12 protein-coding genes and 2 rRNA genes are annotated in these 13,053 nt (G+C 33.5%); 10 read left to right on the forward strand and 4 right to left on the reverse strand.

Annotated elements, in window-relative coordinates:
* The 10 genes from PF572_00035 to PF572_00080 all read left to right on the forward strand — a co-directional run.
* Positions 1 to 396, forward strand: a 23S ribosomal RNA gene (locus PF572_00035); the annotation flags it as partial.
* 56 nt (positions 397 to 452) lie between these two features.
* Positions 453 to 567: ribosomal RNA gene (rrf, locus tag PF572_00040) — 5S ribosomal RNA — on the forward strand.
* A 188-nt stretch (positions 568 to 755) separates the two neighbouring features.
* A complete protein-coding gene (locus tag PF572_00045) occupies positions 756 to 908 on the forward strand; it encodes a hypothetical protein (protein MDA3839458.1) in 153 nt (50 codons plus the stop codon).
* A gap of 107 nt (positions 909 to 1,015) precedes the next feature.
* Positions 1,016 to 1,684 (forward strand): hypothetical protein, encoded by a 669-nt coding sequence (locus PF572_00050; GenBank protein ID MDA3839459.1) that lies wholly within the window; start codon positions 1,016 to 1,018, stop codon positions 1,682 to 1,684.
* A 106-nt stretch (positions 1,685 to 1,790) separates the two neighbouring features.
* Positions 1,791 to 2,468, forward strand: coding sequence for a nucleotidyltransferase family protein (locus PF572_00055; GenBank protein MDA3839460.1), 678 nt, complete (start codon positions 1,791 to 1,793; stop codon positions 2,466 to 2,468).
* Positions 2,469 to 2,480: 12 nt separating this feature from the next.
* A complete protein-coding gene (locus PF572_00060) occupies positions 2,481 to 3,476 on the forward strand; it encodes a hydroxyacid dehydrogenase (protein MDA3839461.1) in 996 nt (331 codons plus the stop codon).
* 31 nt (positions 3,477 to 3,507) lie between these two features.
* Positions 3,508 to 4,476 (forward strand): uridine diphosphate-N-acetylglucosamine-binding protein YvcK, encoded by a 969-nt coding sequence (gene yvcK, locus PF572_00065; GenBank protein MDA3839462.1) that lies wholly within the window; start codon positions 3,508 to 3,510, stop codon positions 4,474 to 4,476.
* 1 nt (position 4,477) lies between these two features.
* On the forward strand, positions 4,478 to 5,218 hold the full coding sequence (locus PF572_00070; protein MDA3839463.1) for a haloacid dehalogenase-like hydrolase: 741 nt from the start codon (positions 4,478 to 4,480) through the stop codon (positions 5,216 to 5,218).
* Between the two features lie 15 nt (positions 5,219 to 5,233).
* The gene (locus PF572_00075; protein MDA3839464.1) at positions 5,234 to 6,445 is read left to right on the forward strand and encodes a hypothetical protein; all 1,212 of its coding nucleotides are present in this window, start codon (positions 5,234 to 5,236) and stop codon (positions 6,443 to 6,445) included.
* A gap of 119 nt (positions 6,446 to 6,564) precedes the next feature.
* Positions 6,565 to 7,575 carry an IS30 family transposase gene (locus PF572_00080; protein MDA3839465.1) on the forward strand — a complete coding sequence of 337 codons (1,011 nt, stop codon included), beginning with the start codon at positions 6,565 to 6,567 and terminating at the stop codon, positions 7,573 to 7,575.
* A 1,129-nt stretch (positions 7,576 to 8,704) separates the two neighbouring features.
* Here the strand turns inward: PF572_00080 and PF572_00085 are convergent.
* From PF572_00085 to PF572_00100, 4 genes are all read right to left on the reverse strand, one after another.
* Positions 8,705 to 10,063, reverse strand: a complete 1,359-nt coding sequence (locus PF572_00085) for an FAD-dependent oxidoreductase (protein ID MDA3839466.1) — start codon at positions 10,061 to 10,063, stop codon at positions 8,705 to 8,707.
* A 356-nt stretch (positions 10,064 to 10,419) separates the two neighbouring features.
* A complete protein-coding gene (locus tag PF572_00090; GenBank protein ID MDA3839467.1) occupies positions 10,420 to 12,315 on the reverse strand; it encodes a VanW family protein in 1,896 nt (631 codons plus the stop codon).
* The gene (locus tag PF572_00095) at positions 12,316 to 12,513 is read right to left on the reverse strand and encodes a hypothetical protein (GenBank protein MDA3839468.1); all 198 of its coding nucleotides are present in this window, start codon (positions 12,511 to 12,513) and stop codon (positions 12,316 to 12,318) included.
* Entirely contained in the window at positions 12,514 to 12,996 is a 483-nt protein-coding gene (locus PF572_00100; protein MDA3839469.1) for an Hsp20/alpha crystallin family protein, read from the reverse strand.
* Between the last annotated feature and the right edge of the window lie 57 nt (positions 12,997 to 13,053).

A 13,053-nucleotide genomic window follows, 5' to 3' on the forward strand; every position in this document is an offset into this window, starting at 1 on the left:
GGTTCGGCACCTCGATGTCGGCTCGTCGCATCCTGGGGGTGAAGAAGCTCCCAAGGGTTGGGCTGTTCGCCCATTAAAGCGGCACGCGAGCTGGGTTCAGACCGTCGTAAGACAGGTCGGTCTCCTATCCACTACGATCGCGGAAATTTGAGAAGGCCGTTCCCTAGTACGAGAGGACCGGGAATGACGAAGCTCTAGTGTGCCAGCTGTCCCACCAGGGGCATTGCTGGGTAGCTACCTTCGGTTTTGATAAACGCTGAAAGCATATAAGCGTGAAGCAGTCTTCAAGATTAGATTTCATAGATTGGTCAGAGACTATGACCTTGATAGGCTCTAGGTGTAAGTGAAGCAATTCATTCAGCCGAGGAGTACTAAAATATCGTTTGATTTTCTCACAATATTGATTTTAACTTATTAAGTATTTAGATTGGTCTTATAAAAGACACCGTTATTTTGGTGGCACTTGCGGGAGGGTCACACCTGATCCCATCTCGAACTCAGAAGTTAAGCCTCCTAGCGCCGATGATACTTGGGCCTGAGCCCTGGGAAAGTAGGTGGCCGCCAGAATAACGGTGTTTTTTTGTACGCAAAAGTGGATAAAATGTGTAAAACTAACTTAAGTCTAGGTTTTCTTGGACTTAAATAAAATTTCTAATAGCTAATATTGGTTAATATTGACTTTTCGGTTTTTTTGTGTTATTATTAAATTATAAAGTTAGATTTTTCTAACCAGTGCTCTTTGAAAGGAGAAAAACATGAAAGAACAACTAGTAGTTGAATGCTTGTTGGCTGTTGCTTTCTTCGTTCTGGTTTTTGTTGGTTGTTACCATACAGTTGACAAAAAACCGGAGAATATCGACAAAAACAAAAAATATGTTATCGACTACAAGGAGAGTCACCATGTTTGACTTCACTTCTGGAGGTCACGCGCCAGTCGCTTGACCTCTTTTTATTTTTATGGTATATTTTGCAATCATTTGGTCTTTTACATTTTTCTTACAGAAGGAGAATTATCATGAAAAACATTTTTTTGTTTCTAGTCTTGGCTTTAATCCCTATTAACGCATATTCAATTATAACAAGTGATATTTCCACAAATGAAAGTAGTCAAGTGTACATATATTTTGTGAAAAAGTTTTATACAACGCATGACTGTAGCAAAATTAATGACACCGCCCTTTTGTTTGAGTTTAACTCAGGTGGTAATAGTAAAAAAAAATTATCAAGATTTATAGAACAATATACTGAAGGCATGATGAGAAACGAGTGGAAGGTAGCATATTTTCCAAGTGAAGAAATCTACAATGGAAATACCCGCAGGTGTGATTTTAAAAATTTCAGGGAAATGCTAATAAAACCTGATTTTGTTTATTATCTACCAAAACAAAATCTCAGAGAAAACAGTTGTTATTTCAGCAAACTATCTGAACCATTTCCAGAATCAGATATTGACGTAGTTGTTATTAGCCAAGGAGATACAAATCCAAGAGTAGTCTCCTATAAAGACTTTGCTGATGATAGCCGGAAATTAAACCTGGAGTATAGCTACTCAAAAACGATCCAGGAGTATGCTGAAAATGTTTCTAAAAAAATAGATCGAAGTTTATATTCTCTTGGGTTAAAAACCGAGAAAGATTGTATTGTTTCCAATCCTTTTTTTAAGGAAAGGAAGCATAAGAAATAATAATAATACATTTTCTGTATTTAACAAGGCGCGGAAACCTCCGTGCCTTTTTTTTATTTTTAAAACATGCTTTAATAGATAGATAATAGCAAAATAATAGCAAAATATGAAAGCAGTAATATTAGCAGCTGGCAGAGGTTCTCGCTTGAGGCCCTTGACAGACAATATCCCAAAACCATTGTTAAAAATAAATGGTATAAGTTTAATTGAATATAGTATTTCCTTGGTATCTCCCCATGTTGACGAAATAATTTTAGTGGTAGGATATTTAGCAGACCAGATAAAAAGTTATTTAGGAGAAAGTTACAAGGGGATTAGGATATCCTATGTCACACAAGAAGAACAACTAGGAACAGGACATGCTCTATATTTGTGCAAGGATTTGTTGCCTGATGATTTTTTGGTTTTGATGAGCGACGATCTTTATGATAGGGAAGATATTAAAGCACTTTTGCCACATAAATTTTCCCTGTTAACCCAGGAGGCTAAATTAAATTTTTCTGGAGGGAGAGTTGAAACAGATAATGATGAAAAACTGATTGGAATTGTTGAGGGAGATCACAAAAAAGGCGATTTAGTGAATGTTGCGGCATATAAAATGAGCGCTGAAATTTTTGATTACCCTCTAGTTAAAATACCAGGCAGAGAAGAATATGGACTACCCCAAACCCTAGTTAGTTTAGTGAACGATTTTGATATAAAAATACACAGAGCAAGATTTTGGATGCCGATAAATGATTTGGAAGGCTTAGAAGCAGCTCGTAAATATAAAAATAAATTATAAACAAATAAATATATGAAAATAGCATTTTTTGAGATTAAGGGCTGGGAAAAGAAATATCTAAACAAACAATTAAAAGGGCATAATGTTACATATTACGAAGAAGTACTAAACGAAAATAATGTTTCAAAAGTAAAGAATTTTGACATTGTTTCCGTGTTTATATATTCAAAAGTTGATAAAAAAGTTATTTCCGGCCTTCCTAAATTAAAATTAATTACCACAAGGTCAACTGGCTTTGACCACATTGATTTAAAAGAGGCAAAAAAAAGGAAGATTCCAGTGTGTAATGTTCCCTCTTATGGAGAAAATACAGTCGCTGAACACACCTTTGCTCTTATTTTGTCTTTGTCTAGAAATATTCATAAGTCCTATCTCCGTTCAACTCAGAAAGATTTTTCTATTGATGGACTAAAAGGCTTTGATTTGAAAGGGAAAACTTTGGGTATAGTTGGTGCTGGTAAAATAGGAATGCATGTAATAAGAATGGCTCGAGCTTTTAGCATGAGAGTAATTGTCTTTGATGTAAATCAAGATACTTTTTTGGCTGATGTCCTAGGGTTTGAATATGGAACCTTTGATGAAGTGTTACAACAATCTGATATTATTTCTTTGCATGCCCCTTACAACAAACACACTCACCATATGATTAATATGGACAATATTAAAATTATTAAGAAAGGAGCAATTTTGATTAATACTTCTCGAGGAGGATTGGTTGATATTGATGCTCTGATTACAGCTCTTGATAAAAAGATTTTAGCTGGTGCTGGGCTTGATGTTATTGAGGGAGAAGAATTAATAAAAGAAGAAAAGCAGTTGCTATATGATAAGGCAAAAATAGAATCTCTTGGTTATCTAATAAAAGATCATATTCTTTTGAATAAAGATAATGTTGTTTTTACTCCTCATATCGCTTTTTACAGTCAAGAAGCTTTGGAGAGAATATTGGAAACAACTGCAGAGAATATAGATTCTTATTTAGATGAAAAAATAAAAAATTTAGTATAAAACAGTAAATTGAATTTATATATTAAGCTTTATGAAAAATATAAATGTTACAACCATCGGAGGAGGCTCAGGACAATATGTATTGCTTTCTTCTTTGCGTGATATAAAAAATATAAACATATCTTCAGTTGTTTCCATGGTTGATAGTGGAGGAAGTACTGGGCGACTTCGTGATGAATTAGGGATTCTTCCACCTGGGGATATACTGAAGTGTTTATTGGCTCTTTCTCCAGACAGGGAGTATGCTAGAAAATTATTACAAAAAAGATTCAAAGCAAGCAAGAGACTAAATGGGCACAATGCTGGTAATATGCTTTTAACTTTTTTATCTCAGTTTACTGGCAATTTACCAGAAGGAGTAGAAGCACTTGGAGAAATATTAGGAATTAGAGGATCTGTTTTGCCAGTTACAACAGACAGGGCAAGTCTTGTAGCAGAGCTTAGTAATGGAGAGCGGATATTCGGAGAAGCTGCTATTGATGTTCCTCGTGGAGACCAAAGAGAGAAAATAGTTCAAACATATTTAGTCCCACATCATTCAAATGAAATTAAAGTTCATCCCCCTGTAATATCTGCAATAGAGAATTCAGATTTTGTTATTATTGGCCCTGGTGATATATATACGAGCATAGTTCCAAACTTTTTAGTTCCTGGTGTTAAAGATGCTCTTAAAAAAAGCAAAGCAAAAATTATATATATTATGAATATAATGACAAAATTTGGAGAATCAGACTCTTTTGAGGCTATAGATTTCATAGAATTAGTAAATAAAACGATAGGAAGAAACGCTGATATAGTTTTGCAAAATGACAGAATGCCAAATAAACAAATTCTTGATTCATATAAAAAACAAAAAGCATTCTTCGTTGATGCTGTTGATGGAATGTCATCAAATAAAATAGCGTACAGTAAAAAAGACTTGTTAGATGAATCAGATGAAATAATTAGACATGACAAGAAAAAATTAACAAATTTTTTGAATAAAATACTAAAAAAATAATATGGCAACAGTAATATTTGATCTAGACTATACTCTCTTGGATTCCGATAAATTAAGGGGAAAATTAGCTGAAATTCTCGGTTTATCATATGATGAATATGAAAAGAGCTATCAAAAAAATTTTACCGATAAAAATATTACTTATTCTTTTGACGAACATCTCGAGATATTATCTGAAAATCTTGAATTCAGAAATAAAACCAAGGCAATAAAAGAAAAGTTCAATAGAGAATTAGAGAACATTGATGACCTTATGTATGATGGGGCAATTGAATACGTGGAAAATGAAAAAAATAATGGGAATGAAGTAGTGCTACTGACTTTTGCTAATAGAAAATGGCAGAAAGAAAAGATAAAAAGATTAAATAAAATAAACAAAGTTTTTGGTGAAGAAAATATAAAAGTTGATGACAAAGATAAATCAGAATCTAAAGAACTAAAAGAACTTGCCACAAGAGATGAAATATTAATAATAAATGATAAAATCGGGGAGGCAATAAAAATGGTTGACGCAATTTATGCCGAGAGGAAAAAAAACGGACTGAAAGAAATAAAAATAGAGGTAGCAATAATTGAAGGGAAATACTCAGAAAATGAAATAGAGATAGAAGAAGCTAAAGCTCGAGGTTTCAAATTCTATGACTGTATCAAAAACGTTCCAGAGTTCATGAAGGCTGAACGAAACAAGGAAATAGAAAATTCTTTTCTCAAGGGAGAATCACTAGGTATTAGTAAGAAATAATTATTATAAAAACAAATGGATAAATACCATCACGAAATGCAAATTGATAAACATTTGCATTTAGCTCGTTTTTTAAAGGACAAATATAATGACCTACTCATTGCCGACACTTTAAGGCTTTTTGCCCTTTCAATGATATCTCTTTTCGTCCCAATTTTTTTATTAAAAACAGGTTTTAGCATAATGAATATAGCGTTTTTTGAGTTGGGAATGTTTGTTTTTACGGTTCCTTTTCAATATTTAATTTTGTTAAGAATAAATAAATGGAAAGTTGAAAGAGCGTTGATAGTTAGCTATTTTGTAAATATTTTATTTTATATATCTCTATTTTATACAAACACAATCATTGATCTTGTTGGCAGTATACCCTTTTTATTTTTAATTGGTTTTGTGAATGTCTTGGCGGTTGGTTTATATTGGACTGCTCATCATATATATTTTGTCAGCTCTATAGAGAGAAAAGATGCTGGAAGTAAAACGGCAATTTTGTCTGGAGTTCCTGTTTTGGTGGCCATTGCGAGCCCTTTTATTGGGAGTATTCTTATAACAAATTTTAGTTTTAAGATAAGTTTTTTGGTTAGTGCAATATTTTTGTTAATAGCATCAATAGTATTATTTTTTTCAGGAAAAATAAAAACAATTAAGGTTGATTTGGATATGGAAAAAATTATCGATAAAAAGAACATGAATAAGAATCTACTATTTACGATTCAGGGTCTTGGAAGCGCCTCTACGGGTTTGGTTTGGCCTCTTCTTTTATTTTTCCTTTCTGTAAAGCTACTTTCTATGGGTGTCTTATATCTTTTTTCAAATCTAGCTTACGCAGTTATTGGTTATTGGGGTGGAAAAAGAGCAGATAAAAATGGTTCTCATAAAATTGTAAAAATAGGTGCTGCTGGTCATGGAATATCGATGATTTTTAGAGCATTTGCAACATCCATCATTGCACTTACCACTTTTCAAACCATGGGAGGCATTTTTGGAGGACTAATTCATATTTCCCTAGACGCTGGATTCTTCAGGTGGTCACGTGAGGATATAGCAAACAGTATTATGAATAGAGAATTGTATATGCATATTGGAAGATTTTTTTCTCTCGCATTGTTACTCGTTCTACTTCTTAAATTCACTATTATTCAGTCCCTAATATCAGTTTTAGTTATATCTGGTTTGTTAACATTTATTTTAAGTCTGTTCGTCTCTAGAGATGGAAAAATAGTAGACTAGATAAATTAAATTAAATTTTTTACAAAAACACCATTTTCCTTGGTGTTTTTTTCTGTGGACAAATAAGTAACTGCCTAAGTTCAACAAGTAAGTGCAACACTTTGATATAATCAAAGTATATGCAATATAAACATTTTACAATTGAAGAAAGAGAAACAATCCAAGAAATGCTGTGGCAGAGAAAATCAATTCGAGCTATAGCTAAAAGATTAAACAGGAGTCCATCCTCGATATCAAGAGAGGTAAATAAAAACCGTGATTCTATTAACAGACGGCAGTATACTCCCAGAATAGCTCATGAAAAAGCTCTTATAAATAGATCAAGAAGAGGGAGAGAAAAACGTCTAAAAAGCGAAAAAGTCAGGTATTATGTAATTAAACATCTAAAGCTAGGCTGGTCGCCAGAACAAATATCAGGTACGATTGAGGATAATATTAATGAAACAATATCATTCGAAACAATCTATCAGTATGTTTATGCCCAAATACACAGAAATGGACATGGTTATACAAAGCCGGGTTGTGAAGATTTACGTCCTTACTTAGCTAGACGAAGAAAGAGAAGAAATCAACAAAGTGGACGAAAAAGTCACCGTATAGACAAAGGTCCATTGCCATCAATAGAGGATAGACCACAAGAAGTTGGTTTAAGAATAGATGTTGGCCATTGGGAAAATGACCTAATAGTCTCCAATCAATCAAAATATAAATTAAAAACAATTAATGAACGTTACTCTGGACTAGTATTTATTAAAAAGATAAAAAATGGCACCATAGAGGAATCAAACAAGGCTATGATTGAAAGACTATCTGAAATACCAAGACAGTATTTAAAAACGCTCACAATGGATAGGGGCTCTGAAAATCTAGGCTATCAGGAGATTGAAAATACTCTAGGTTTTGATTGTTTTTATGCTCATTCGTATTGTTCCTGGGAGCGAGGTTCAAATGAAAATCTAAATGGATTAATTCGCAGGTTTCTACCCAAGAAAACTGATTTTAGAATAGTCACAAATAATGATATTAAAAAAATTGAATACTTATTAAACTCTAGACCAAGAAAAAGACTTGGCTGGAAGACACCTTATGAGGTATTCTATGAGATGACAGGTGTTGCACTTCAGAGTTGAATCTACCCTGAGAGGGGTTGACAAATATTTGCATGTGTGATATATTACAATGTTGTTTAAAAAAAGAATATAAATCAATTGAAACGGGGAGGCACGACAAGCATAGGGATTGGCGAGAGGGTACTCCGGCTACGGCTAGACTGCATCTAGCAAAGATTCTTTGCCTGCCCGTTTTAGTTGATTTATAAAGGTCCCCTTTGGTGGGGGAGGCGCGACAAGCACAGGGGTTTGCGATAGGGTTTATCTGGCTACGGCTCGATAACATCTAACAATAATTCTTTGCCTTCCACCAAAGATGATCTTATTGACAGGTTAAAAAATATTTTATAGTATTTATTGATGGTACATTAAATATAAATAAAGATTAAAGTGTGTAGCTAAAGCTTAAGGAGTTTTAACTACACACTTTAAATATATTTTTATTCGCCGCGATGTATATAGCATTGCATTCCTTTAATACCGCTCATGCCGAAGGAGATAAAAATGGCCCAAAACAAAGGACAGCCCAATGTTTAAGGTTCTAGTAGATGAAAAATCAATCTGCCGGCGCAATTACCTGGTCACGACCAACAAATAACCGGTCCGGCCCGCGGTAACGCCAAATTACGAGAGCTTCTCTCGTAAAACATCGTATTGGAGGTCTCCATGAATCGACGCCCTCGCGACAGAATCTAGTTAGGCTCACCCACGCCTTCCCAGCGCAAAGTAGGTTTTATTTTGAGATCTTGCAGAAGAAGATAAATAAAATCTAAGGGTTTTTTAAAAAAGGAAGAAATGGGAGCGAAATCGCTTCCAGTGGAGCGGACTGAGGTCCGCAAGTTGCGCCCCGAGATTAATGGGGATGGCCATTACTGGTAAGATTAAATCCCGGTTTAATGGCTTCGAGAATTGGTCCTCGGTTCGCTTCACAAAAAAAGGGACGGGCCCTTGAACCCGAATCCAGCCAGGCACCCATTGAAAAGGGCGGTGCCAAAAAATAGCCACCTGGTTTATATCAGGTGGCTTTTATCTTTCTAAAAATTTATTTCATAGAAAAGACCTTGGAGGTCTTTAAGGACCTCCAAGGTCTAAAAGGTTTTAGATTGTAATGCATTTATTATTTATCTAAGAGTCTTTTTTTTATGACAACTTACTTTATTTTCTTCTTCTTAAAAAAATCCATTACCTTCCCCATAGCATCTTCACTGGCCATAACAATAGGATTCATAAATGGCCAAGGGCTGAGAGAGGGGTGAGCTATGTAGTTGTATTTCATTAATTTTAATATACTTAGCTTAAGACCTATTCCCATGCTAGCAATTTCTAGAAACCCTGTTACTCCATTTCCATAAGCTTCAGCGCCCACTATTTTCATTCTGGGTCCAGCAAAAATTAATTTAAATGAAAGCGGTTTTTTGCTTTTTAGGTCATCATAGACATTTGTCGTTTCAGCGTAGCCTGTAACAATGAATTTGAACTTCTTTTTTGCTTGATTTTCGTTTAAACCAACCTGGCCATATTCACGGCCGAGTATTTTAAAAGCAAAAGCATTTGTTGTCCCCTGATATTTGATAGGAAAGTTTGCAAGCTGGTAACCTACTATTTTTGCTTGCTGAATAGCAACACTCGCTAATTGACTAATAGTGTTCTCTCCTGTAATGGCTGAGACAGGCATAACACAATCACCGCAAGCAAAAATATTTTTGACATTTGTTTCCATCTTTTCATTAACAATGATGCCGTGACTGCCAAGTTTTATTCCAGTATTTTTAGCGATCTCTATGTTTGGCTTAACTCCTGTTGCAATAATAACAATATCAGCTTCTAATTTTTCTTTTTTGTTGTTTCTTTTAATCTTAATTACTTTTTTATCTTTAATATCTTCAATTTCAATAATATCTGTATTAAATAAAATATTTATCTGATTGTCTCTTAGATGATTTACAATCTTAGTAGAAAATTCTAAATCTGCCAAAGCAGGTGATATTCTCTCTGCTTTTTCAAGAATAGTTACATCTATGTTCTTTTCTCTGAATGCAGCAGCCATTTCGCATCCTATAATTCCTGCTCCAATGACAATTGCTTTTTTAACATTTTTTAATTTTTCATCTATTTGTTTAATGTCCTTACTCTCTCTGACGGTGTGATAATTATATTCAGTTAATCCAGGAATTTTTGGAACAAATGGTCTCGCGCCAGTAGCGATAACAAGATAGTCATAAACAAAAAAATTATTCTTATTTGTAATAACCACTTTTTTTGCTGTATCTATACTTATCGCTTTTTCATGAACCACTTCAACACCAAAGTTTGTGATCATTGATTCTGCTTGAACAGCATCACTAAGTTTTGCTTGATCATTAATAACATAAGGAGAACTACAGCGACAATATATGTCTTCCTCTTCGGAGAGAATAGTGGCGCTAAATTTTTTTGGTCTTAATTGGGTAGATACAATTGCACTAAACATCCCGGCCCCACCACAACCAATAACTAATATTTTTTTCATATTTAATTATATTTTTATTATAGACTTATTATACAATTTTTTTGATAAAACATAAAGTTTTAGTTTAATAAGAACTTAATATTAGTGATTTATAATAAATATGAACAGTATATCCACTGTTTCTCCACTTTTATAGCATTGACACAGGGTTTTAGTGATGATAAAATAATAACCCAATAAAGAAAGGTCATTTTAAACGGGCTAGGCACGACAAGCATGGGGATTTAACGAGAAGGGCGTAGTTGGCTAAGGCTAACTTGCAACTACTTTAGAATTTCCTGCCTACCCATTTAAGTTGATCTTTTTTTGTATTCAAAAACTGCTTTTAAAAGCAGTTTTTATTTTTGTATATATATTTATTGCACTATTTCTTCTGTACTTGTTGCTACTATTTCTTCTTCATCACTACTTAGTTTTTCAACCCCTATTAAACAAACTTCTTGCCAGGGCACATAGTGAGAAGTAAATCTCTTTTCGACAACATTTTCTTCATCATATGTCACTGTATAATCAAAATAAGCATCAGCTCCATTGTGGGCATGCTCAGTACACCTTTTTTCGCCAACTGGAAGATTGAGAGTCTCGATTAGCTTGGTTGGCCCAGGTTTTGTAATGTTATAAATAGTTGGGTCAGTTAACTCGACTATCCTACCATCTCGTGTCCCCCAAAAATCAAAATAAATATCATCTCCTTCTATTCTTGTCTGAATTAGAATGTTATCTTTAGTATCGTTTATAAATTTGAAATCAGGCCAGGGATCATAAATAGTAGCATCTGTTCCAGCCGGCTCATAATATGAAACTCGATATGAATGATTTCTTCGCATAGTGACGGGAAGACCACTTTGAAGTACTGTCCTAAAGAGAGTTGTTCCTATTTGGCAGAGTCCTCCTCCGTATTCAGCAATAGTCTCATTTCCTTTTATAACAAGTTCTTGTAAATAACCACTATCTCCGTCAATTTCACCGAGAGCAGTCATAAGTGAAAACTCTTCATCAGGTTTTATAATAAGACCGTTAATTGCAGCCGCTCCAGTTGAGATATTATGTATTCTATTTGAAGGTGAACCACTAAAATCAGAATGACCGGTCCCAATTAATTCATTTATTCCGATATCGTTTACGTTCTGGGTGCGTAGCTTACTTTTTAATTCAGTTATAGCAAGGGTGATATTTTTTTCACCTTCTCCAATAAACTTATTTTCAAGAAGATTGAAGCTAGCATCAAAATTTACCTCAAGTCCATCTTTGCTTTGTTGAAATTCTACAACCCTACCATCTTTTATTTCAAATTTAGCATTTTGGGGCTCAATCTTAGTTTCATTAAAAATGTTTTCTTCAAAATAGCTTTTAACTTTGGATTCACTGAAACTAACAAATATTTTTTCTTTTTCAACGGAAGGATCAAAGGTGCTTTTAAGATCCAATAATCCTGCAAGGGTTTCTTTATCTATGGTCCAAGAATCATCTTTTGCTAATTTATTATCAATTTTTTCAGAATCAAACTTTATAATCAATGGAGCGTTTTCTATAATTTTTTCTGCCTCTTTTTCAAGTCCGGTGGTTTGATTTTTGTGTATAGTTGGTTTTTCAATCTTAGATATTAATTGAATATTAGAAGAATCGAAATATTTAAGATTATTTTCTAGATTAATAATGGCAAGATTGTAGTCAATAACATTGCCAAATTTTTCTTCTTTTATAGTAAACTCCTTATCCTCATATTGTAAACTAGCGTTAGCAGGGACAACTTCAAATTTTTCAAAATTGCTTTTTAGGATTTTATAGATTTCTTCTTTATTTAAAGAAAAGAACAGAGGAGTTTGTTTTTTATTAGTAAAAAGGTTAATTTTATTTTTTAAATTAATAATTGGAGTGTCTTCTCTTCCGAGCTTTAGGGCCTCTTTTATTGATGAGTCAATATTAAAGTTAATTATTTGATAAGCTAAGTCACCTTCAACAGAGGAGAGAGTTGGGAATATTTTGGTTTGTTTGTTTTGATATGAAAAAACAACTCCATTTTGATCTAGTGAATTTATTTTGCTGTTTAGGATTTTCTCTGCTTCAATTAGGGTTTTCCCTCCAAGGTCGAGGTTGCCAATGTATACTCCTGGATAAATTTTGTCAGTATATTTTTTTTCAAAAATAAAATAAGAGCTAATAGCTACTGCGGTGGTTAAAACAAAAAAGGCCACTAAGACAAGCAACCATTTTAATATTTTTTTTGTTCGATGATGTTTAAAAATATTCATTTATTTTTCAGTATCCAAGAGTTCATTCAAAATATCTTTTGCTAAACTGTCTTCTTTTGATATTTCTAAATAGACCGAAGAACCTTTTTCCGTATCTTTATCTAGAAAGTTGGCAGGGAGAATGATTGTTTTATTATCCTCGGTCTTAAAATAAGCATTATCTTTCTCAAATTTCTCAAAAATTAGTTTATGTGACATTTATCTTTCTTTAACTTTAATTGATATTTGTTTGCTCGATCTTGATTTAGGTAGAACAATAGTTAAAACTCCGTTTTCAAGAAGAGCGTCTATTTTGTCTTCTTCAACCTCAACAGGAAGAATAACAGAACGAGAAAATGAGCCCCAGTAACATTCTTTGTATAGGTAATTTTCTTCTTTTACCTCTTCGTTCATCTCTCTCTTTCCTCGGATTGTTAGCATGTCGTTATTTATGGAAATATCAATATCTTCAGATTTTACGCCAGCAATAGTTGATTTTACAATAATAGCCTCAGGAGTTTGATAGACATCAATAGAGAGCTGACCTTCTTCGTAATCATCTTCTAGCCATTGTTCTTCTTGTTCTTCATTATTTTCTTCGATTTCTGAGTTTAGTGAAGAATCAAACTCTTGAACATCTTCATCTTCGTATTCTTCTTCTGGTTTCTCAAAACCAGCTAATCTTTTGAGAATTTTTACCATATTTTTAATAGATAGTTTATCTTATTTATGAATATATTATAGAATTATTCGATAAAT

This window comes from Patescibacteria group bacterium (genome assembly GCA_027858235.1).
GTDB lineage: Bacteria > Patescibacteriota > Patescibacteriia > Patescibacteriales > BM507 > BM507.

Coding starts and splice junctions, on each gene's coding strand:
- PF572_00050 (MDA3839459.1), top strand. CDS start 1,016: ATGAAAAACATTTTTTTGTTTCTAGTCTTGGCTTTAATCCCTATTAAC.
- PF572_00095 (MDA3839468.1), bottom strand. CDS start 12,513: ATGTCACATAAACTAATTTTTGAGAAATTTGAGAAAGATAATGCTTAT.
- PF572_00100 (MDA3839469.1), bottom strand. CDS start 12,996: ATGGTAAAAATTCTCAAAAGATTAGCTGGTTTTGAGAAACCAGAAGAA.
- PF572_00055 (MDA3839460.1), top strand. CDS start 1,791: ATGAAAGCAGTAATATTAGCAGCTGGCAGAGGTTCTCGCTTGAGGCCC.
- PF572_00080 (MDA3839465.1), top strand. CDS start 6,565: ATGCAATATAAACATTTTACAATTGAAGAAAGAGAAACAATCCAAGAA.
- PF572_00045 (MDA3839458.1), top strand. CDS start 756: ATGAAAGAACAACTAGTAGTTGAATGCTTGTTGGCTGTTGCTTTCTTC.
- PF572_00075 (MDA3839464.1), top strand. CDS start 5,234: ATGGATAAATACCATCACGAAATGCAAATTGATAAACATTTGCATTTA.
- PF572_00090 (MDA3839467.1), bottom strand. CDS start 12,315: ATGAATATTTTTAAACATCATCGAACAAAAAAAATATTAAAATGGTTG.
- PF572_00085 (MDA3839466.1), bottom strand. CDS start 10,063: ATGAAAAAAATATTAGTTATTGGTTGTGGTGGGGCCGGGATGTTTAGT.
- PF572_00070 (MDA3839463.1), top strand. CDS start 4,478: ATGGCAACAGTAATATTTGATCTAGACTATACTCTCTTGGATTCCGAT.
- PF572_00060 (MDA3839461.1), top strand. CDS start 2,481: ATGAAAATAGCATTTTTTGAGATTAAGGGCTGGGAAAAGAAATATCTA.
- yvcK (MDA3839462.1), top strand. CDS start 3,508: ATGAAAAATATAAATGTTACAACCATCGGAGGAGGCTCAGGACAATAT.